Origin of the sequence: Pseudomonas sp. JS425 (assembly GCF_018223845.1) — a bacterium.
In the GTDB taxonomy this organism is placed as follows: Bacteria; Pseudomonadota; Gammaproteobacteria; order Pseudomonadales; family Pseudomonadaceae; genus Aquipseudomonas; species Aquipseudomonas asiatica.
In genome coordinates, this window is sequence record NZ_CP073661.1 from 5,508,072 (window position 1) to 5,527,329 (window position 19,258).

Annotated in this window: 20 protein-coding genes; 10 read left to right on the forward strand and 10 right to left on the reverse strand. The window is 63.7% G+C overall.

Annotated elements, in window-relative coordinates:
• Nucleotides 1-90 precede the first annotated feature (90 nt).
• Nucleotides 91-636, forward strand: coding sequence for a sel1 repeat family protein (locus KDB76_RS25345; protein ID WP_003257587.1), 546 nt, complete (start codon nucleotides 91-93; stop codon nucleotides 634-636).
• Between the two features lie 3 nt (nucleotides 637-639).
• Here KDB76_RS25345 and KDB76_RS25350 read toward each other — a convergent pair whose 3' ends face one another.
• Nucleotides 640-966 (reverse strand): DUF1820 family protein, encoded by a 327-nt coding sequence (locus KDB76_RS25350; protein ID WP_013974341.1) that lies wholly within the window; start codon nucleotides 964-966, stop codon nucleotides 640-642.
• Nucleotides 967-1,134: 168 nt separating this feature from the next.
• Between KDB76_RS25350 and KDB76_RS25355 the strand changes: the two genes are divergently transcribed.
• The 4 genes from KDB76_RS25355 to lnt are packed head-to-tail and all read left to right on the forward strand — an operon-like array spanning nucleotide 1,135 to nucleotide 4,990.
• Complete coding sequence (locus KDB76_RS25355) at nucleotides 1,135-2,133, forward strand: PhoH family protein (RefSeq protein ID WP_013974342.1); 999 nt, start codon at nucleotides 1,135-1,137, stop codon at nucleotides 2,131-2,133.
• Nucleotides 2,126-2,599 (forward strand): rRNA maturation RNase YbeY, encoded by a 474-nt coding sequence (gene ybeY, locus KDB76_RS25360; RefSeq protein WP_013974343.1) that lies wholly within the window; start codon nucleotides 2,126-2,128, stop codon nucleotides 2,597-2,599. The genes KDB76_RS25355 and ybeY overlap by 8 nt, the downstream gene beginning before the upstream one ends.
• A 25-nt stretch (nucleotides 2,600-2,624) precedes the next feature.
• Nucleotides 2,625-3,464 (forward strand): HlyC/CorC family transporter, encoded by an 840-nt coding sequence (locus KDB76_RS25365; protein WP_003257584.1) that lies wholly within the window; start codon nucleotides 2,625-2,627, stop codon nucleotides 3,462-3,464.
• An 8-nt stretch (nucleotides 3,465-3,472) separates the two neighbouring features.
• The gene (lnt, locus tag KDB76_RS25370; protein ID WP_038410159.1) at nucleotides 3,473-4,990 is read left to right on the forward strand and encodes an apolipoprotein N-acyltransferase; all 1,518 of its coding nucleotides are present in this window, start codon (nucleotides 3,473-3,475) and stop codon (nucleotides 4,988-4,990) included.
• A gap of 125 nt (nucleotides 4,991-5,115) precedes the next feature.
• Here lnt and KDB76_RS25375 read toward each other — a convergent pair whose 3' ends face one another.
• Both KDB76_RS25375 and KDB76_RS25380 read right to left on the reverse strand, forming a co-directional pair.
• On the reverse strand, nucleotides 5,116-5,877 hold the full coding sequence (locus KDB76_RS25375; protein WP_013974345.1) for an ElyC/SanA/YdcF family protein: 762 nt from the start codon (nucleotides 5,875-5,877) through the stop codon (nucleotides 5,116-5,118).
• Nucleotides 5,878-6,012: 135 nt separating this feature from the next.
• Complete coding sequence (locus tag KDB76_RS25380) at nucleotides 6,013-6,327, reverse strand: hypothetical protein (RefSeq protein ID WP_003257582.1); 315 nt, start codon at nucleotides 6,325-6,327, stop codon at nucleotides 6,013-6,015.
• A gap of 227 nt (nucleotides 6,328-6,554) precedes the next feature.
• Between KDB76_RS25380 and leuS the strand changes: the two genes are divergently transcribed.
• The 5 genes from leuS (at nucleotide 6,555) to KDB76_RS25405 (ending at nucleotide 12,647) form a co-directional block, all read left to right on the forward strand.
• Nucleotides 6,555-9,161, forward strand: a complete 2,607-nt coding sequence (leuS, locus tag KDB76_RS25385) for a leucine--tRNA ligase (protein WP_038410160.1) — start codon at nucleotides 6,555-6,557, stop codon at nucleotides 9,159-9,161.
• 60 nt (nucleotides 9,162-9,221) lie between these two features.
• On the forward strand, nucleotides 9,222-9,827 hold the full coding sequence (gene lptE / locus KDB76_RS25390) for an LPS assembly lipoprotein LptE (RefSeq protein ID WP_024087788.1): 606 nt from the start codon (nucleotides 9,222-9,224) through the stop codon (nucleotides 9,825-9,827).
• A 39-nt stretch (nucleotides 9,828-9,866) separates the two neighbouring features.
• Complete coding sequence (gene holA / locus KDB76_RS25395) at nucleotides 9,867-10,904, forward strand: DNA polymerase III subunit delta (RefSeq protein WP_013974348.1); 1,038 nt, start codon at nucleotides 9,867-9,869, stop codon at nucleotides 10,902-10,904.
• A 204-nt stretch (nucleotides 10,905-11,108) separates the two neighbouring features.
• Nucleotides 11,109-11,273 (forward strand): alternative ribosome rescue factor ArfA, encoded by a 165-nt coding sequence (gene arfA, locus KDB76_RS25400; protein ID WP_003257578.1) that lies wholly within the window; start codon nucleotides 11,109-11,111, stop codon nucleotides 11,271-11,273.
• Nucleotides 11,274-11,333: 60 nt separating this feature from the next.
• Nucleotides 11,334-12,647, forward strand: a complete 1,314-nt coding sequence (locus tag KDB76_RS25405) for a lytic murein transglycosylase (RefSeq protein ID WP_013974349.1) — start codon at nucleotides 11,334-11,336, stop codon at nucleotides 12,645-12,647.
• Nucleotides 12,648-12,768: 121 nt separating this feature from the next.
• Here KDB76_RS25405 and KDB76_RS25410 read toward each other — a convergent pair whose 3' ends face one another.
• The 7 genes from KDB76_RS25410 to mltB form a co-directional block, all read right to left on the reverse strand.
• Nucleotides 12,769-13,707: an LD-carboxypeptidase gene (locus KDB76_RS25410; RefSeq protein ID WP_013974350.1), complete on the reverse strand. Its 939-nt coding sequence runs from the start codon at nucleotides 13,705-13,707 to the stop codon at nucleotides 12,769-12,771.
• Nucleotides 13,708-13,794: 87 nt separating this feature from the next.
• Nucleotides 13,795-14,811, reverse strand: coding sequence for a lipoyl synthase (gene lipA / locus KDB76_RS25415; RefSeq protein ID WP_003257574.1), 1,017 nt, complete (start codon nucleotides 14,809-14,811; stop codon nucleotides 13,795-13,797).
• Nucleotides 14,812-14,813: 2 nt separating this feature from the next.
• Nucleotides 14,814-15,461 carry a lipoyl(octanoyl) transferase LipB gene (lipB, locus tag KDB76_RS25420; protein WP_013974352.1) on the reverse strand — a complete coding sequence of 216 codons (648 nt, stop codon included), beginning with the start codon at nucleotides 15,459-15,461 and terminating at the stop codon, nucleotides 14,814-14,816.
• Nucleotides 15,461-15,736 carry a DUF493 domain-containing protein gene (locus KDB76_RS25425; RefSeq protein ID WP_003249736.1) on the reverse strand — a complete coding sequence of 92 codons (276 nt, stop codon included), beginning with the start codon at nucleotides 15,734-15,736 and terminating at the stop codon, nucleotides 15,461-15,463. The genes lipB and KDB76_RS25425 overlap by 1 nt, the downstream gene beginning before the upstream one ends.
• A 73-nt stretch (nucleotides 15,737-15,809) precedes the next feature.
• Nucleotides 15,810-16,970, reverse strand: a complete 1,161-nt coding sequence (locus KDB76_RS25430) for a D-alanyl-D-alanine carboxypeptidase family protein (RefSeq protein ID WP_013974353.1) — start codon at nucleotides 16,968-16,970, stop codon at nucleotides 15,810-15,812.
• Nucleotides 16,971-17,239: 269 nt separating this feature from the next.
• Nucleotides 17,240-18,241: a septal ring lytic transglycosylase RlpA family protein gene (locus KDB76_RS25435; protein ID WP_013974354.1), complete on the reverse strand. Its 1,002-nt coding sequence runs from the start codon at nucleotides 18,239-18,241 to the stop codon at nucleotides 17,240-17,242.
• The gene (mltB, locus tag KDB76_RS25440) at nucleotides 18,241-19,251 is read right to left on the reverse strand and encodes a lytic murein transglycosylase B (protein WP_038410161.1); all 1,011 of its coding nucleotides are present in this window, start codon (nucleotides 19,249-19,251) and stop codon (nucleotides 18,241-18,243) included. Before mltB ends, KDB76_RS25435 begins: the two co-directional genes overlap by 1 nt.
• Nucleotides 19,252-19,258 lie beyond the last annotated feature (7 nt).

Below are 19,258 nucleotides of genomic sequence, written 5' to 3' on the forward strand. Positions count from 1 at the left end.
CGAGTAAAACTTTGTAAGGTTGGCGCTGCTTATCCCATAATGTGCCACCAGAGACATTGGCCGCAGCTTTGCAGAGGTAAGTCGATCCCCATGAACCGCACCGGCCGCGCCCTGACCCTGGGCTGCCTGTTGCTTCTTCAGCCCCTGCTGGCTCTGGCGGAGGGCGGTAACTCGTTGCTCATTCCGGCGACGGGCCGCTGCACCTTGAATGTCCAGCCTGAAGACCTGGCAAACGCCCTCAAGGCTTGTGAGCAGACGGCAACGGCGGGGGATGCCCAGGCGCAATTCGAACTGGGCGAGTACTACTACACGCAAACGCCGAAAAACCTGGGCAAAGCCCTGAACTGGTTCGAAAAGGCCTCGCTGCAAGGCCATGCCGAGGCCCAGTACCGCCTGGGCGCCATGTTCTTCCGTGGCGAAGGGGTCAAGGCCAACAATGTGCAGGCCTACATACTGCTGAAGATGGCCGCGGTCAACGGCGCCGAGGATGCGCTGGACATGGCCGACGAAGTGACCGAGCAAATGCCCCGCGACGAGCTGGAGCATGCCACCCAGGTGCTCGGCCAGATCTTCCGCAAGTACCTGCTGGAACTGCAGAACGCCGAAGGGCGCACGCCGTTCTCGCCACTCCCCTGAGGGTTACTTTTCCGGCATCGGCATGGGGAACGGCATCACGTTGCCGCCGCCCTTGGCTTCACTGATCTTAGCCGTGCCCAGTCGCTCCACCTCGTCGATGCGCACGATCGAGTGCATCGGCACGAAGCTGCGGATCACCCCATCGAACTGGCTCTTGAGCTTCTCCTCGCTCGGGTCCACCACCAGCTGCGAACGCTCGCCGAACACGAACTCCTCGATTTCCAGGAACCCCCACAGGTCGCTCTGGTAGATCTGCTTGGCATACATCTCGAAGACCTGCCCCTGGTTGAGGAAGATCACTTTATAGATGGCAGGTTCGCGTTTGCTCATGTTCGTCGGGATAACACATGCGTAAGAAAAGGCGGGCATCATACCAGTGCCCGCGAAGAGGCCGGAACAGGCCATACATACCGTTGAACGTTTCAGTGCTTTCGCCACTGCCATTCAAGGGTTATTCTTGAGTTCACATTCATTGCCGTCGAGCGGCTAAAAACGACCTTGAACGCACCCATACAACCCCATCGCTTCATCCTCGAACCTTTCGAGGCCCACCGTTTCGCCAACTTGTGCGGCCAGTTCGACGAGCACCTGCGCCTGATCGAACAGCGCCTGGCCATCGAGATCCGCAACCGCGGCAATCAGTTCGAACTGATCGGCGAACCCAAGACCACCTCCGCTGCCGAACAACTGCTGCGCCGTCTCTACCGCGAGACGAAGGCCAGCGACCTGTCACCGGAAACCGTGCATCTGTACCTGCAGGAATCGACCGTCGAGAACATCGACAACCCGGCCGTCAACGAGGTCAGCGTGTCGCTGCGCACGCGCAAGGGCAACATCCGCCCGCGCGGAGTCAACCAGCAACGCTACGTAAAAGAAATCCTGGCCAACGACATCAACTTCGGCATCGGCCCGGCCGGTACCGGCAAGACCTACCTGGCCGTGGCCTGCGCCGTGGACGCGCTGGAACGCGAACAGGTGCGCCGGATCCTGCTGGTGCGCCCGGCGGTCGAGGCGGGCGAAAAGCTCGGCTTCCTGCCCGGCGACCTTGCCCAGAAGATCGACCCGTACCTGCGCCCGCTGTACGACGCCCTGTACGAAATGCTCGGCTTCGAACATGTGGCCAAGCTGATCGAGCGCCAGGTGATCGAGATCGCGCCGCTGGCCTACATGCGTGGCCGTACCCTGAACAACAGCTTCATCATCCTCGACGAGAGCCAGAACACCACGCTGGAACAGATGAAGATGTTCCTTACCCGTATCGGCTTTGGCTCCACCGCGGTCATCACCGGTGACATCACCCAGGTTGACCTGCCCCGCGGCACCAAGTCAGGCCTGGCACACGTCATCGAGGTGCTGAAGGACGTTCCGGGGATCAGCTTCACCCACTTCCAACCCAAAGATGTGGTTCGTCACCCACTGGTGCAGCGCATTGTCGAGGCCTACGACCGCTTCGATGCCCGCCAGGCCAAGCCCGAGGCGCCCGGCAAAGATGCTTGAACTCGATATTCAACGGGCCACGGATGCTGCCGCCCCGGATGACACCGCCTTTCGCCGCTGGTGCGAACTGGCCCTGCGCCAGCGCAGCGCCGATTCGGAAATGACTATTCGCCTGGTCGACGAAGCCGAAGGCCGCGAGCTGAACCACACCTACCGGCACAAGGACTACGCGACCAATGTGCTGTCGTTCCCGGCCGACGTCCCCGACGACCTGCTCGATATCCCGTTGCTGGGCGACCTGGTGATCTGCGTGCCAGTGGTCGAGCGCGAAGCCGCCGATCAAGGCAAGTCGCTGGAAGCGCACTGGGCACACCTGGTCATACACGGTTGCCTGCACCTGCTCGGCTACGACCACATCGAGGATGAGGAAGCCGAGGAAATGGAAGGCCTGGAACGGGAATTGCTGGCAGAACTGGGTCATCCCGACCCGTACGCCGACGATGAAACCGACACCATCACACACTGAAACACGAAGGATCACGAGAACCGCCATGAGCGAAGATCGATCGAGCAACGGGCAGAAGTCCTGGCTGGGTAAACTGACCCAGGCTTTTGCCCATGAGCCGAAAAACCGCCAGCAACTCCTTGAACTGCTGCGCGAAGCCCATCAGAACAAACTGCTGGACAGCGAAGCGCTGACCATCGTCGAAGGCGCTATCCAGGTGGCCGACCTACAGGTTCGCGACATCATGGTGCCGCGTTCGCAGATGATCAGCATCAAGGCCAGCCAGTCGCCCCGCGAGTTCCTGCCGGCGGTGATCGACGCTGCGCACTCGCGCTACCCGGTGATCGGCGAAAGCCACGACGATGTGCTCGGGATCCTGCTCGCCAAGGACCTGCTGCCGCTGATCCTCAAGGAGAATGGCGACAGCTTCAACATCAAGGACCTGCTGCGCCCGGCCACTTTCGTGCCCGAGTCCAAGCGCCTGAACGTGCTGCTGCGCGAGTTCCGCGCCAACCATAACCACATGGCCATCGTCATCGACGAGTACGGCGGCGTGGCCGGCCTGGTCACCATCGAGGACGTGCTGGAGCAGATCGTCGGCGATATCGAGGACGAGCACGACGTCGAGGAAGACAGCTACATCAAACCGCTGCCCAGCGGCGACTTCCTGGTCAAGGCGCTTACCCCGATCGAAAACTTCAACGAGTTCTTCGACAGCGAATTCTCCGATGACGAGTTCGACACCGTCGGCGGCCTGGTAATGAGCGCCTTCGGTCACCTGCCCAAGCGCAACGAGACCACCGAGATCGGCCCTTACAAGTTCCGTATTCTCAATGCCGACAGCCGGCGGATACACTTGCTGCGCCTGACACCGATCACCCGTTAAGGACAAACATGCGTTGGATCACCCGCCCCGGCTGGCCCGGTAACCTGCTGGCCCTGGCGGCCGGTGCCTCCACCCTCCTGGCCCTGGCGCCTTTCGACATCTGGCCCTTGGCCGTGTTGTCCATCGCCCTGCTCTACCTCGGCCTGCGCGAGCTCAGCCCGCGCCAGGCCATGTGGCGCGGCTGGTGGCTCGGCTTCGGCCTGTACGGTGCCGGTACCTGGTGGATCTACGTCAGCATGAACACCTACGGCGGTGCCTCGCCGCTGCTGGCGATCCTGCTGCTGCTGGCCTTCTTCGCCGCCCTGGCCTGGTTCTTCGCCCTGCCCACCTGGCTGTGGGCACGCTGGCTGCGCCGCACCGAAGCACCACTGGCCGACGCCTTGTGCTTTGCCGCCCTGTGGCTGCTGCAAGAGGCCTTCCGCGGCTGGTTCCTGACCGGCTTCCCCTGGCTCTACGCCGGCTACAGCCAGCTGGACGGCCCGCTGGCCGGCCTGGCACCGCTGGGTGGCGTGTGGCTGATTTCCTTCGCACTGGCCCTGACCGCTGCCCTGTTGTGCAACGTGCACCGCCTGCGCGCCCGCCCCTCGTTCCTCGCGGTGGGCTGCCTGCTGTTGCTGGCCCCGTGGGTGCTGGGCCTGGCGCTCAAGGGCCATGCCTGGACCAAGCCGGCGGGCGACCCACTGAAAGTGGCGGCCATCCAGGGCAACGTCGAGCAGGACCTGAAATGGGACCCGGCACACATCGATGCGCAACTGGCGCTGTACCGTGACCTGAGCTTCAGCTCCAGGCCGGTAGACCTGCTGGTGTGGCCGGAAACCGCGGTCCCGGTGCTCAAGGACCAGGCCCAAGGCTATATCGACGTGATGGGCCGGTTTGCCGCCGAGCGGCATTCGGCGCTGATTACCGGCGTGCCGGTGCGTGAAGTGGTGCATCACCAGCGCCGCTACTACAACGGCATCACCGTCACTGGTGAAGGCGATGGCACCTACCTCAAGCAGAAGCTGGTGCCTTTTGGGGAGTATGTGCCGCTGCAGGACATGCTGCGTGGCCTGATCGAGTTCTTCAACCTGCCCATGTCGGACTTCGCCCGCGGGCCGGAAGACCAGCCGCTGCTGCAGGCCAAGGGCTACCAGATTGCGCCGTACATCTGCTACGAAGTGGTCTACCCCGAATTCGCCGCCGGCCTGGCGGCCCGCAGCGACCTGCTGCTGACCATCAGCAACGACACCTGGTTCGGTACCTCGATCGGCCCGTTGCAGCACCTGCAGATGGCACAGATGCGCGCGCTGGAAGCCGGGCGCTGGATGATCCGCGCCACCAACAATGGCGTGACCGCGCTGATCGACCCGTTTGGCCGCATTACCACGCAGGTACCGCAGTTCCAGCAGGCGGTGCTGTATGGCGAGGTGGTGCCGATGCAGAAGCTGACGCCGTACCTGCAATGGCGGTCGTGGCCGCTGGCGATAGTCTGCGCATTGCTGCTGGGTTGGGCGTTGCTGGCCGGGCGCATTGCCAAGACCGTTTGAGTTTTCCTGTACCGGCCTCTTCGCGGGTAAACCCGCTCCCACAGGGACCGCACAAGCCCATGGCCTGCGGTGTACCTGTGGGAGCGGGCGTGCCCGCGAAGAGGCCGGTGCAGGCAGTACAAGGCTCAGTAGAACAGCCGATACCCCACCAACCCGGCCACTTCATTGAGCAACTGCCCGCTCTGCCACATCGCCCGGCTCTCCGGCAGCAACCCGCCGAACGGCCGCGCATGATCGCGCCCGAGGAACCCGACTGGCGCCGGCACCACCTCGAACCCCGCCTGCTCGAAGCTCCAGCGCGAGCGCTGCATGTGCCAGGCCTGGGTCACCACGACCACACGGCGAATTCCCAACGGCTGCAGCACCTTGGCCGTCAGCCGGGCATTCTCCCAGGTAGTGCGGCTGCCCTCCTCTCGCCATTTCACCTCGACACCGAAATCTTCACGCAGGCGATCAGCCATCAACTGCGCCTCGCTCGGCGGCGAGCCATAGTGCAACCCGCCACTGGTCAACACCGGCAAGCCCGAAGCCTTGGCCAGCCGTGCGGCAAAGCGCATGCGCTCCAGCGCCGTGGCTGTGGGCTGGTCGCCACCACCCCAGGCCGGGTCACCTCGCTCACGCCCCGCGCCCAGCACCACGATGGCATCTGCCCGGTTTGCCAGGCCTGTCCAATCGCTTACCGCCAGTGGCGCTTCTGTCTCGAGCACACGAGCGGTTTCCTGCACCACCAGCGGCAGGCTCATCAGCCACAGGCCACCAAGGCCCAGGGCAAAGCACAGCGCTGCCAGCCGGGGCCGACGGCGGCGCAGCCACCACGCCACAAGCAGCAGCAGGAATAGGACGCCTGGCGGCATCAGCCATTGTTTGACGAAGAATCGGATCGACATTGGCCACACCTCCTTGGCAGGCGTGCAGCCTAGAGGGATCGACGCCGGTCAACAAGGGTGTGGCCGGCGCCGATCGTGAGCTGTGCAAAATTTAAGAACCGGCGCGCGATAGCCTGCGCCTGGCGTCCTGAACGGCTAGCGATGCGGCAGCGTCCTGGATCTCGCCGTGCTGGCGGGGCGTTTCTTGTCCTTGAGCCAGATGATCTTGGCCGATGTCGGCTCCGCTTGTGGGTAACTGCCGACACAGGCATTGTGGCGCTCCGGGAGGGAATCCAGGTAGGCCTTGATCAGTTCGAACTCTGCGTGGCTCAGGCCACGCAATTCCAGCTCGGCTGGCATTTCGTCGCGCAATCGCACCGAGGTCCTGGCCACTTCCAGCGCCAGGCCAAGCCGGTCGATCAGGCGTTCGTATAGCTCCGGTCTGATTGCGGGTAGCTGCGTCTCTCCCATCCGTTCACCTCATTGAAGATAAGAATATCTCCCCCCACACCTGAGCTTAGCGTCGTTCAAAAAAGCAGCCGTGTGCCGCGACCAGCGGGCATTCGCAACGAAGGTTTCCCACGATGCGCGGCGCTGCTGTATGCTACGGCGTTCACTCTAAACGACACCGGAGTGCCGGACGCAGCGAGGTTCCGCTGCCTGGAACAAGGTCTCTTCCCTCTCAGCAAAAAGTAGCCATGCACGAACAATACACGCCCCGTGATATCGAAGCCGCCGCCCAGAAGTTCTGGGACGAGCAACAATCGTTCGCTGTTACCGAACAGCCAGGCAAGGACACCTACTACTGCCTGTCGATGTTCCCGTACCCGAGCGGCAAGCTACACATGGGCCACGTGCGCAACTACACCATCGGTGACGTGATTGCCCGCTACCAGCGCATGCTGGGCAAGAACGTCCTGCAGCCGATGGGCTGGGACGCATTCGGTATGCCCGCGGAAAACGCGGCGATGAAGAACAACGTCGCCCCGGCCAAGTGGACGTACGAAAACATCGACTACATGAAGACCCAGCTCAAGAGCCTGGGTCTGGCCATCGACTGGGCACGTGAAGTCACCACCTGCAAGCCCGACTACTACCGCTGGGAGCAGTGGCTGTTCACCCGCCTGTTCGAGAAAGGCATCATCTACCGCAAGAACGGTACCGTGAACTGGGACCCGGCGGACCAGACCGTACTGGCCAACGAGCAGGTCATCGACGGCCGTGGCTGGCGTTCGGGCGCGCTGATCGAGAAGCGCGAAATCCCGATGTACTATTTCCGCATCACCGACTACGCAGACGAGCTGCTGGAAAGCCTCGACGAGCTGCCGGGCTGGCCTGAGCAGGTCAAGACCATGCAGCGCAACTGGATCGGCAAGTCGCGCGGCATGGAAGTGCAGTTCCCGTACGACCTGGCCAGCATCGGCCACGAAGGCACCCTCAAGGTCTTCACCACCCGTCCCGACACGCTGATGGGTGCCACCTACGTCGCCGTCGCCGCCGAACACCCGCTGGCCACCCAAGCCGCCCAGGGCAACCCGGCGCTGCAGGCGTTCATCGATGAGTGCAAGAGCGGCAGCGTTGCCGAAGCCGACATGGCCACCCAGGAGAAGAAGGGCATGGCCACTTCCCTGCTGGTCGAGCACCCGCTGACCGGCGAGAAGCTGCCGGTATGGGTCGCCAACTACGTGCTGATGCACTACGGCGATGGCGCCGTCATGGCCGTGCCGGCCCACGACGAGCGCGACTTCGAGTTCGCCCACAAGTACAACCTGCCGGTCAAGGCGGTGGTGCGCACCAGCGCTGGCGATGAAGTCGGCAACGAGTGGCTGGCCGCCTATGGCGAGCACGGCCAGCTGATCAACTCCGGCGAATTCGACGGCCTGGACTTCGCCGGTGCCTTCGACGCCATCGAAGCCGCCCTGATCCGCAAGGAGCTGGGCAAATCGCGTACCCAGTTCCGCCTGCGTGACTGGGGTATCAGCCGCCAGCGCTACTGGGGCTGCCCGATCCCGATCATCCACTGCCCGTCCTGCGGCGACGTACCGGTGCCGGAAGACCAGCTGCCGGTCACCCTGCCGGAGAACGTGGTGCCGGACGGTGCCGGTTCGCCACTGGCGCGCATGCCTGAATTCTACGAGTGCAACTGCCCGAAATGCGGCACCGCGGCCAAGCGCGAAACCGACACCATGGACACCTTCGTCGAGTCGTCCTGGTACTTCGCCCGCTACGCCTCGCCGAACTACGAAGGTGGCATGGTCGACCCGAAAGCGGCCAACTACTGGCTGCCGGTCGACCAGTACATCGGCGGTATCGAGCACGCCATCCTGCACCTGCTGTACGCGCGCTTCTTCCACAAGCTGATGCGTGACGAAGGCCTGGTCACCTCGAACGAGCCGTTCAAGAACCTGCTGACCCAGGGCATGGTGGTCGCCGAAACCTACTACCGTGTGGCCAGCAACGGCGGCAAGGACTGGTTCAACCCGGCCGATGTCGAAGTCGAGCGCGATGCCAAGGCCAAGATCATTGGCGCCCGTCTGAAGACCGACGGCCTGCCGGTGGAAATCGGTGGCACCGAGAAGATGTCGAAGTCGAAGAACAACGGCGTCGACCCGCAATCGATGATCGACCAGTACGGCGCCGACACCTGCCGCCTGTTCATGATGTTCGCCTCGCCGCCCGATATGAGCCTGGAATGGTCCGACTCCGGCGTCGAAGGCGCCAGCCGCTTCCTGCGCCGCGTCTGGCGCCTGGCCCAGGCCCACGTGGCCCAAGGCCTGCCGGGCAAGCTGGATGTCGCCGCCCTGGACGACGCGCAGAAGGTCATCCGCCGCGCCATCCACGCCGCCATCAAGCAGGCCAGCACCGACGTGGGTCAGTTCCACAAGTTCAACACCGCCATCGCCCAGGTGATGACCGTGATGAACGTGCTGGAAAAGGCCCCGCAAGCCACTGAACAGGACCGTGCCCTGCTGCAGGAAGGCCTGGAGGCCGTCACCCTGCTGCTAGCTCCGATCACCCCGCACATCTCCCACGAGCTGTGGCAACAGCTGGGCCACCAGCAAGCAGTCATCGACGCCAACTGGCCAACCGTCGACGAGGCAGCCTTGGTACAGGACACCGTCACCCTGGTGGTGCAGGTCAACGGCAAGCTGCGTGGACAGGTCGAAATGCCGGCCGCCGCCAGCCGCGAAGAAATCGAAGCCGCGGCGCGCAGCAACGAGAACGTCCTGCGCTTCATCGATGGCCTGACCATCCGCAAGGTCATCGTGGTTCCGGGCAAGCTGGTCAACATCGTCGCCAACTGATGGCAACGCCCGCCCGCAGGCACTGCGGGCGGGCGAACAGGCCCACAAGGGAGCAACAACATGATCAAACGCAATTTGCTGGTAATTGGCCTGGCGGTCATGCTCAGCGCCTGCGGTTTCCAGCTGCGCGGCACCGGCTCCACCGAACTGAGCGTGAAGGAAATGGACGTAAGCGCACGCAACGCCTACGGCCCGACCGTGGTCCAGCTGCGTGAAGTACTGCAGCGTAGCGGCGTCAACGTGCACGCTGGTGCACCGTACCGCCTGGTGCTGACCAACGAGCAGGAGCGCGAGCGCTCGGCGACCTACAACAGCGGCAACCGTACCGCCGAGTACGAGCTGACCACCGTGCTGAACTACAGTATCCAGGGCCTGAACAACCTGGAGCTGATGAGCGACAAGCTGGAAGTGCGCAAGATCTACTTGCGTGACGGCTCGAACATCACCGGCTCCGAGCAGGAAGCCGTCCGCGCCCGCGAAGAAATGCGTCGCGACCTGGTCAACGCCATGGTCGTTCGCCTGCAGTTGCTGACCCCGTCCCAGCTGGACGAGCTGCAGCGTCAAGCCGACGAACGTGCCAAGGCCGAAGCCGCTGCGCTGGAGGCCGCTCGCCGCCAGCAGGCCGAAACGCCTCAGCAGTCGCCACTGGAAGTACCGGGCAACTAAGCCCGAGCGGGGTACCTTCGGGTACCCCGCCTGTTTCCCATGAAGCTCGCTCCCGCCCAACTCAACAAGCACCTGCAAGGCGCCCTGGCACCGGTCTACGTGGTCAGCGGCGACGACCCGCTGCTGTGCCAGGAAGCCGCCGACGCCATCCGCAACGCCGCGCGCCAGCAGGGCTTCGACGAACGCCAGGTCTTCAGTGCCGACGCCAACTTCGACTGGGGCACCCTGCTCCAGGCTGGCGCCAGCCTGTCCCTGTTCGCCCAGCGCCGCCTGCTGGAATTGCGCTTGCCCTCGGGCAAGCCTGGTGACAAGGGCGCTGCTGCGCTGATGGAATACTGCGCCAACCCTGCCGAAGACACCTTGCTGCTGGTCAGCCTGCCCAAGCTCGACGGCAGCGCGCAGAAGACCAAGTGGGGCAAGGCGCTGATCGAAGGTGCCCACTGCCAGTTCATCCAGATCTGGCCGGTGGATGTGCACCAGCTGCCGCAGTGGATCAACCAGCGCCTGCAGCAGGCCGGCCTGTCGGCACAGCGTGACGCCGTCGACCTGATCGCCGCACGCGTGGAAGGCAACCTGCTGGCTGCAGCGCAGGAAATCGAAAAGCTCAAGCTGCTTGCCGAGGGCAACCAGATCACCGTGGAGACCGTGCAGGCCGCCGTCGCCGACAGCGCCCGCTTCGATGTCTTCGGCCTGGTCGATGCCATTCTCAACGGCGAAGCTGCGCATGCCTTGCGTATGCTCGAAGGCTTGCGCGGTGAAGGCGTGGAGCCACCAGTAATTCTCTGGGCCCTGGCCCGAGAGCTGCGCCAACTGGCGGGGCTGGCCCAGCAGTTCAGCCAGGGTGTACCGCTGGAGAAGGCTTTCAGCCAGGCCCGCCCACCGGTCTGGGACAAACGCCGGCCACTGGTCAGCAAGGCCCTGCAGCGCCTGTCGGCGCAGCGCTGGGCGCAGTTGCTGCAAGATGCCCAGCGTATCGATGCACAGATCAAGGGCCAGGCCGAGGGCTCGCCGTGGACTGGCCTGGCGCGCTTGTCGCTGCTGATGGCCGGCCAGCGCCTGGCACTCCCTCCCGAGTAACTGGGGCCGCTGTGGGAGCGGGCATGCCCGCGAATCAGGCGACGCAGTGGATGGCACCGGCTTCGCCGGTGTTCGCGGGCACGCCCGCTCCCACAGGGCTGCAATGCCCCCCCAACATCTCGACCATATACACAATCAATTGGCCCCACCCTGCCCCAAGCCCTACAGTGCGCTGCGAAACCCACCCAACCGGGGAACCCCGCCATGAGCAAAAAGCCGAAAAAGCACGGCCCCAACAAGGCCAAGTCGATCATCGCCCAACCGCTGTTCCGCTGCCGCCAGGAACAGCCGAACAAGGGCAAAGGCAGCTACCGCCGCGAAGCCTTCCAATCGAGAGATTGGGAGGCTTCCTACTTTTTGGCTGCATGAAAGCATCGAGAGCGCAGGCATGATATGGTCGTCACCTGACCTGCAATTCTGGATCTGTGAATGCTCCTCAGTCTTCTCCCCCGCTGGAAAACCCGCCAGCTGATCGCGGCCTCCAGTTTCATCCTGCTCGTGGCCTGCGCAGAAAAGCCCACCGCCGCAGATGCCTTGCCGCTGGCCCCCGCCCAGCCCACCCCTGTGGTGACCCTGCCCGGCACGACGCCCGACACCAGCACTGAAATCCAGCCTCTGCAAACCTTCGCGCAATGGCAAGCAGGCTTTCGCCAGCAAGCCCTGCAAGCCGGCATTTCGCAGGATACGTTCGACCGCGCCTTCCTCGGCGTCACCCCCGACATGGACGTGATCAAGGCCGATCGCAGCCAGCCGGAGTTCACCCGCCCCGTATGGGAATACCTCGAAGGCGCCCTGTCGCCTCTGCGCGTGCGCAACGGCAAGAAGCTGCTGGAGCAGAACGCCGAACTGCTGACCCGCATCGAGCAAAGCTATGGTGTCGATCGCCAAGTGCTGGTCGCGGTATGGGGCATGGAAAGCAACTTCGGCCAGTTTCAGGGCAACAAGTCGGTGATCCGCTCGCTGGCTACCCTGGCCTATGAGGGCCGACGCCCGCAGTTCGCCCAGGACCAGCTGATCGCCGCGCTGCAGATCATTCAGCACGGCGACATCCAGCCTGAGGCCATGCGTGGTTCGTGGGCCGGTGCCATGGGCCAGACCCAGTTCATCCCGACCACCTACAACACCCATGCCGTGGACTTCGACGGCGATGGCCGCCGCGACATCTGGAACAGCACGGCAGACGCCTTGGCCTCGACCGCGCACTATCTGCAGAGTTCGGGCTGGAAGCGTGGCCAGCCGTGGGGCTTCGAGGTACAGGTGCCGCCTGGCTTCGATTACTGGCAGGCCGATGGCGCTCTGCGCAAGCCGGTGAGCGAGTGGCTTGCGATGGGCGTGAAACTGCCTGCCGGTACCCAGTTGCCGGTGGGTAGCAACCAGCTGTCTGCCGCACTGCTGCTGCCCGCGGGCGCGCGTGGCCCGGCATTCCTGGTGCTGGACAACTTCCGCGCCATCCTCAAGTACAACAATTCGTCGTCCTACGCGCTGGCAGTAAGCCTGCTGGGTGATCGCTTCACGGGCTGGGGCTTCATTGCCGGCAGCTGGCCGAAAGAAGACCTGCCCCTCAGCCGCAGCGAGCGCATGGAGCTGCAGAACCTGCTGAACAGCAATGGGCACGAAGCCGGCAATGCCGATGGCATCATTGGCGCCAATACCCGCAAGGCGATCCGCAATGCCCAGCAGGGGCTGGGGTGGCCGGCGGATGGGTATCCGACCCACAAGCTGCTCGAGAGCCTGCGCAAATAGTAAGATTGCTGGGGGCGCGTTGCGCCCCTTTCGCGACACAAGGCCGCTCCCACAAGCGATAGCACTTCTCCTGTGGGAGCGGCCTTGTGTCGCGATGGGCTGCAAAGCAGCCCCGACAATCTCAAGCCTTGAACAAATCCTGCTCCAACACCAATGTCTGCCTCCCGCTATCCAGCATTACCTGAGCCCCCAACGGCAAGCACACATTCGGGTCACAATGCCCACTGCGCCACCCGGCCAGCACCGGTACACCCAGCGGCGCGAAGATATCCTCCAGCAGAGGCGTCAACGCCGCAGTGGTAATCCCGGCAAAGTCCCCCACCAGCACACCCTTCACCCCCTCCAGCTTGCCTGCCAGGCGCAGCTGGGTCAGCAAGCGATCCACCCGGTAAAGCGGCTCGTTGACGTCCTCGATGAACAGGATGCAGCCCTGCGTATCCAGTTCGGCAATCGTCCCCAGGGTCGCGCCCAACATCGACAGGTTGCCGCCCAGCAGCGGCCCGCTGGCCACCCCATGCAGCACGCTGCTCAATGCGAAGTCAGCAGGGTGCACGATCTGCTCCCCTGCCCGCACATGCCCACCCAGCTGCGCCAGCAACGAAGTCTCGGTTGGCGGCAACTTGGCCCCCAGCAGGTCGGCATTGAGCATCCCGCCATGAAAGGTGAGCAGCCCGGTATGCCGGTAGATCGCCGTGTGCAGCGCGGTTATGTCGCTGTAACCGATCAGCGGCTTGGGGTTGCACCGGATCAGTTCGAAATCGAGTTGGTCGAGCAGCCGCATGCTACCGTACCCCCCACGCATGCACAGAATGGCGTCGATAGCCGGGTCGGCAAAGGCATCATGCAGGTCCTGTAACCGCTGCCGGTCCGGCCCCGCCAGATAGCCCTGGGCCTGAAGGGCTCCCGGATAGATGCGGCAGCTGTAGCCTCTATCAACGAACCACTGGTTGACCTTGTGCGTATCCAGCCGCGCCGCGCCCGCCGGGGCGACAATGGCAAAACAGGCATCACGCGGCAGCGCGGCTGGCAGGCTGGGTTGGAAGGTTTCGGCGCAATTCATCGCGGCTCCTTGCAGCGCGTGTGGCACAAACAAAAATGCCGATGCGGCCCTTCGGCGCGCATCGGCATGCGTGGCTCTGTGCTTGGCTCAGAGCTTGATCTTGGCTTCGTGAGCCTGCTGGTCAGCGTGGTACGAAGAACGCACCAACGGGCCGGAAGCGACGTTCTTGAAGCCCATCTTGTAACCTTCCTCGGCGAACCAGGCGAAGGTGTCCGGGTGGACAAACCGCTGCACCGGCAGGTGGCTGCGCGACGGCTGAAGGTACTGGCCGAGGGTGAGCATGTCGATGTCATGCTCGCGCATGCGGTGCATCACTTCGATCACTTCCTCATCGGTTTCGCCCAGGCCGAGCATCAGGCCCGACTTGGTCGGTACGTGCGGCACCAGCTGCTTGAACTTCTGCAGCAGGTCCAGCGACCAGTCGTAGTCCGAACCCGGGCGTGCGGCCTTGTACAGGCGCGGCACGGTCTCGAGGTTGTGGTTGAACACATCCGGCGGCTCTTGCGCGGTGATCTCCAGGGCAATATCCATGCGCCCACGGTAGTCCGGCACCAGGGTTTCCAGCTGTACGCCCGGCGACAGCGCACGGATTTCGCGGATGCAGTCGGCAAAGTGCTGGGCACCACCGTCACGCAGGTCGTCGCGGTCCACCGAGGTGATCACCACGTACTTCAGGCGCAGGTCGGCGATGGCGATGGCCAGGTTCTTCGGCTCGTCCAGGTCCAGCGGTTTCGGCCGGCCGTGGCCAACGTCGCAGAACGGGCAACGACGGGTGCAGATGTCACCCATGATCATGAAGGTGGCGGTACCACCGGAGAAGCACTCGCCGAGGTTCGGGCAGGATGCCTCTTCGCATACGCTATGCAGCTTGTGCTTGCGCAGCAGCTGCTTGATGCGGTCTACCTCGGGCGACACCGGGATACGCACGCGGATCCAGTCGGGCTTCTTCGGCAGCTCTTCGGTGGGGATGATCTTCACCGGGATGCGCGCCACCTTTTCGGCACCACGCAGCTTGACCCCGGCTTCCACCTTCTTCGGCGCTGGGCGCGGGGTGGCATCCTGGGTAGGTATCAGGTTCGGCACGGCTTCTTGCACAGTTGTCATATTCAGTCGATTCCGCCCGTGAGGGTCGTCTGCTCAGCGTAGTCGAGGTGCTTGACCAGCTGTCCGCGCAGCCTTGTCCTGACCTCGTCGAGTTCGATCGGACCTGCCAGGTCGCGCAGCTGGGTCATCGCCAGCCCCGCATAGCCGCAGGGGTTGATTCGGCGGAATGGCGCGAGGTCCATGTCCACGTTCAGGGCAAGGCCGTGGAACGAACGGCCGTTGCGGATTCGCAGGCCGAGGGAGGCGATTTTCGCTCCGTCGACATAGACGCCCGGGGCATCGGGCTTGGCCGCGGCCTGGACATCGTAACTGGCGAGCAGGTCGATGAGGGTCTGCTCGATACGGCTGACCAGCTCACGCACGCCAAAGCCCAGCCGGCGCACATCCAGCAGCAGGTAGGCCACCAGCTGCCCGGGGCCATGGTAGGTCACCTGGCCACCGCGATCGGTCTGCACTACCGGGATGTCGCCCGGCACCAGCAGGTGCTCGGCCTTGCCGGCCTGGCCCTGGGTGAAGACCGCGGGGTGCTCGACCAGCCAGACTTCATCCTGGCTGTCCGGGCTACGCTGCTCGGTGAAGCGACGCATGGCCTCCAGCACCGGTTCGTAGGGCTGCAGGCCAAGCTCGCGAAAACCGAGGCAGGCGGACATCAGAGCACCATTTTCACGATGCCGGTAGCGCGCAGGGCGCTGTTGATATCGTGCAGCTGGTTCTCGCTTTCGGCAACGATGTGCAATTGCACGGTGGTGTACTTGCCTTCCTTGCTCTGGCGCTCGGCCAGGGTGGAAAGGTCGACCTTCGCGTGCTTGCTCAGGATCTCGATCACCGTGTCCTTGAAGCCGACAACGGTGTCACCGATGACCTTGATCGGGTAATCGTCGCAGGGGAATTCGATCTTGTGCGACTTGACGTCTGGTTCGCTCATGGCGGAAACGGCCTCGTAAGCCGTGGCAACAACAACGCCCCCGCAGGATACGCGGGGGCATGCAGGTCACGTATCAGTTGAACAACCCGTAGAAGAATAGACGGATGCTATCCCACATACGGCGGAAGAAACCACCTTCCTCGACGCCATCGAGGGCGATCAGGTCGGCGCTGTGAACCACTTTCTCGTCCAGTTTGACTTCCACTTTGCCGATCACGTCACCTTTGGCGATTGGCGCGGTGAGCTGCGGGTTCATGGTCATCGAAGCCTGCAGGCGCTTCAATTGGCCTTTAGGCATAGTCAGGGTCAGGTCGTTGGCCAGGCCAGCTTTCACTTCGCCAGTCGCGCCCTTCCAGACCGGCGACTTGGTCAGCTCGGTACCCTTCTGGTAGAAGGTCTGGGTTTCGAAGAAGCGGAAGCCATAGGTCAGCAGCTTCTGGGTCTCGGCAGCACGCGACTGCTCGCTGTTGGTGCCGAAGACCACGGCGATCAGGCGCTGGCCATCGCGAACGGCCGAAGCCACCATGCAGTAGCCGGCTTCGTCGGTGTGGCCGGTCTTCAGGCCGTCGACAGTCTTGTCACGCCACAGCAGCAGGTTGCGGTTTGGCTGCTTGATGTTGTTCCAGAAGAACTCTTTCTGCGAGTAGATGGCGTAGTGGGCCGGGTCGACGTTGATGATCGCACGGGCCAGGGTAGCCATGTCGTGGGCCGACGAGTAATGGTCCGGGTGCGGTAGGCCGGTCGGGTTCATGAAGTGGCTGTTGGCCATGCCCAGGTCGGCAGCGGTCTTGTTCATCATGTCGGCGAAGGCGTCTTCGCTGCCGGCGATGTGCTCGGCCAGGGCAACCGAGGCGTCGTTGCCGGACTGGATGATGATGCCGTGCAGCAGGTCGCTGACGGTCACCTGGCTGCCCACCTTGATGAACATGCGCGAACCGCCGGTCCGCCAGGCGTTTTCGCTGACGGTAACCGGGTCGTTTTCACCGATCTGGCCGCGACGGATGTCCAGGGTGGCGATGTAGGCCGTCATCAGCTTGGTCAGGCTGGCAGGCGGCAGGCGCTCGTCACCGTTGTTCTCGACCAGCACGTTGCCGCTGGACGCATCCATGAGTACGTAGGACTTGGCTGCCAGTTGCGGTGGCGCCGGCGTCATCTGCTCAGCCGCGAAGGCGGCAGGCGTGATCATCAGCAGTACGGGCAGGCAAAGTCGTTTGGCAAGGTTGGTGATGTTCATCCGTCTCTCGAAAATCGCTAATGGTCTGATGTTCCCTGGGCAAGATCATGTGCCCAGCGCCAGTCAGTCTAGTTTTTGCGGCCGTAGGCCTGGCTCGCAATGTGCGGCTTTATGTCGCTGCGGGCAAAAGCCGACATTGTACATGCCCGCGCCCGTCAATTCATGACAAAACCGACAGTTTGGTGTTGCCTTCTTCGCGGGCGCGCCCGCTCCCACAGGGTTTCGCATGCCCTGTGGGAGCGGGCGTGCCCGCGAAGAAGGCAACGCGGTCAGTCAGCTGTGACCAGCTTGGCCTGCCCAAGGTTCGCCAGGCGGATGCTGTCCTGCGCTTGCTGGATCTCGCCCTGGCTGTTGATCGGCCCGAGGCGCACGCGGTGCAGGGTCTGCTGGTTACGCACGATCGAGCTGATGAACACTGGCGCGCTGACCATGCTGCTGAGCTTGGAGCGCAGCAGTTCGGCGGCGTCCGGGTTGGCGAAGGCACCCACCTGCAGGAAGCTGCCGCCACTGCCGGCCGGCACGTTGTTGCCGGCCACCTGCACCGGCACCACCGGCGCCGCATGCTGCTGGGGCGGCGGGGTCCATTGCTCGACGCGCCCGGTACTGGCCGGGATCGCCTGGGTCTGGGCCACCTGGGGCTCCTTGAGCACCATCGGTGGTGTCTGGCCACGCTGGGCCCACCACTGCTGCGGGTCGATACCTTCGACGCGCACGTGCGCGGTGCCAATCTCGGCATAACCGAGTTTTTTCGCCGCGGCATAGGACAAGTCGATGATGCGGTCCGAATAGAACGGCCCACGGTCGTTCACCCGCAGGATTACGCTACGGCCGTTGGCCAGGTTGGTCACCCGCACGTAGGCCGGCAGCGGCAGGGTCTTGTGCGCCGCGCTCATGCCGTACAGGTCGTACAGCTCGCCGTTGGCGGTGTTCTGGCCGTGGAACTTGGTGCCGTACCACGACGCGGTGCCCTCCGCGCGATAGTTGCGCGAGTCCTGCATCGGGTAGTAGGTCTTGCCCAGCACCGTGTACGGGTTGGCCTTGTAGTTGCCGGTGTGCACGGTTGGCGTGGCGTCGGGGATCTTGTTCACATCCACGTCCCACCACGGCGCGCCGTCCTTGTGCGCGCGGTTGATGTCCAGGCCCGGCTGGGTGCGCACCACGTTGCCACTGCTTTGCTGGGGCGGGCGGTTGGACGAACAGCTGGCCAGCACCACGCCCACGGCGAGGCAGGTGAGCAGCTTGAAAGACTTGCCAGAGATGATTGCGCGCATTACTTGACGCCCCGTGCTTGAACCAGCTGTTCCGATAGCTGATGCACCGCCATGGCATACATCACGCTGCGGTTGTAGCGAGTGATCGCGTAGAAGTTCTTCAGGCCCATCCAGTACTCGGGGCCATTGTCGCCCTCGAGACGGAAGGCGGTAACCGGCAGATCATCGCGCAACGAATCATGGACCGACCAGCCAAGCGTGCGCAACTCCCCAACGGTTTTTACCGGCTCGATGCCGGTGGTCAGGCCTTCGTCGGCGCGCCCACCGTCCACCCAGGCGCGGCTGACCACACCTTCGCCGGCCACCCAGCCGTGGCGCTTGAAGTAGCTGGCCACGCTGCCAATGGCGTCGTCCGGGTTGTTCCAGATATTGATGTGGCCGTCGCCGTCGAAGTCCACCGCGAAGTTGCGGAAGCTGCTCGGCATGAACTGCGGCAGGCCCATTGCACCAGCATAGGAGCCTTTGAGCGTCAGCGGGTCGAGCTGTTCCTCACGGGCCAGCAGCAGGAATTCGCGCAGCTCCTTGCGGAAGAACTCCGCCCGTGGCGGGTAGTCGAAGCCCAAGGTCGACAAGGCATCGATCACCCGGTAATTACCGGTGTTGCGGCCAAAGAAGGTTTCCACGCCGATGATGGCAACGATGTACTGCGCCGGCACGCCATATTCCTGCTCGGCACGGGCCAGCACCGCCTCGTGCTGGCGCCAGAAGTCCACACCGCGGGCAATACGCGCGTCAGTGATGAACATCGGCCGGTAGTCCTTCCACGGCTTTACCCGTTCGGCCGGGCGCGAAATGGCGTCGAGGATCGACTGTTTGCGCTGCACCTCCGCGAACACACCCATCAGCTGCTCAGGGGCAAAGCCATAGTCGCGGCTCATTTCGCCAACGAACTGGGCCACCTGCGGCGAGCCCTGATAATCGCCGGCATGGGCCAGCTGTACAGCGCCGAACAGGCCCACCGCGCCGATCCACGGCGCACAACGGGCAGCCCAGTTACGCACTGCTTGCATGAAATTC

Excerpts from the sequence above, each read along its gene's own strand:
- KDB76_RS25345 (WP_003257587.1), top strand. The coding sequence starts at position 91 with ATGAACCGCACCGGCCGCGCCCTGACCCTGGGCTGCCTGTTGCTTCTT.
- KDB76_RS25350 (WP_013974341.1), bottom strand. The coding sequence starts at position 966 with ATGAGCAAACGCGAACCTGCCATCTATAAAGTGATCTTCCTCAACCAG.
- ybeY (WP_013974343.1), top strand. The coding sequence starts at position 2,126 with ATGCTTGAACTCGATATTCAACGGGCCACGGATGCTGCCGCCCCGGAT.
- KDB76_RS25365 (WP_003257584.1), top strand. The coding sequence starts at position 2,625 with ATGAGCGAAGATCGATCGAGCAACGGGCAGAAGTCCTGGCTGGGTAAA.
- lnt (WP_038410159.1), top strand. The coding sequence starts at position 3,473 with ATGCGTTGGATCACCCGCCCCGGCTGGCCCGGTAACCTGCTGGCCCTG.
- KDB76_RS25375 (WP_013974345.1), bottom strand. The coding sequence starts at position 5,877 with ATGTCGATCCGATTCTTCGTCAAACAATGGCTGATGCCGCCAGGCGTC.
- KDB76_RS25380 (WP_003257582.1), bottom strand. The coding sequence starts at position 6,327 with ATGGGAGAGACGCAGCTACCCGCAATCAGACCGGAGCTATACGAACGC.
- leuS (WP_038410160.1), top strand. The coding sequence starts at position 6,555 with ATGCACGAACAATACACGCCCCGTGATATCGAAGCCGCCGCCCAGAAG.
- lptE (WP_024087788.1), top strand. The coding sequence starts at position 9,222 with ATGATCAAACGCAATTTGCTGGTAATTGGCCTGGCGGTCATGCTCAGC.
- holA (WP_013974348.1), top strand. The coding sequence starts at position 9,867 with ATGAAGCTCGCTCCCGCCCAACTCAACAAGCACCTGCAAGGCGCCCTG.
- arfA (WP_003257578.1), top strand. The coding sequence starts at position 11,109 with ATGAGCAAAAAGCCGAAAAAGCACGGCCCCAACAAGGCCAAGTCGATC.
- KDB76_RS25405 (WP_013974349.1), top strand. The coding sequence starts at position 11,334 with ATGCTCCTCAGTCTTCTCCCCCGCTGGAAAACCCGCCAGCTGATCGCG.
- KDB76_RS25410 (WP_013974350.1), bottom strand. The coding sequence starts at position 13,707 with ATGAATTGCGCCGAAACCTTCCAACCCAGCCTGCCAGCCGCGCTGCCG.
- lipA (WP_003257574.1), bottom strand. The coding sequence starts at position 14,811 with ATGACAACTGTGCAAGAAGCCGTGCCGAACCTGATACCTACCCAGGAT.
- lipB (WP_013974352.1), bottom strand. The coding sequence starts at position 15,461 with ATGTCCGCCTGCCTCGGTTTTCGCGAGCTTGGCCTGCAGCCCTACGAA.
- KDB76_RS25425 (WP_003249736.1), bottom strand. The coding sequence starts at position 15,736 with ATGAGCGAACCAGACGTCAAGTCGCACAAGATCGAATTCCCCTGCGAC.
- KDB76_RS25430 (WP_013974353.1), bottom strand. The coding sequence starts at position 16,970 with ATGAACATCACCAACCTTGCCAAACGACTTTGCCTGCCCGTACTGCTG.
- KDB76_RS25435 (WP_013974354.1), bottom strand. The coding sequence starts at position 18,241 with ATGCGCGCAATCATCTCTGGCAAGTCTTTCAAGCTGCTCACCTGCCTC.
- mltB (WP_038410161.1), bottom strand. The coding sequence starts at position 19,251 with ATGCAAGCAGTGCGTAACTGGGCTGCCCGTTGTGCGCCGTGGATCGGC.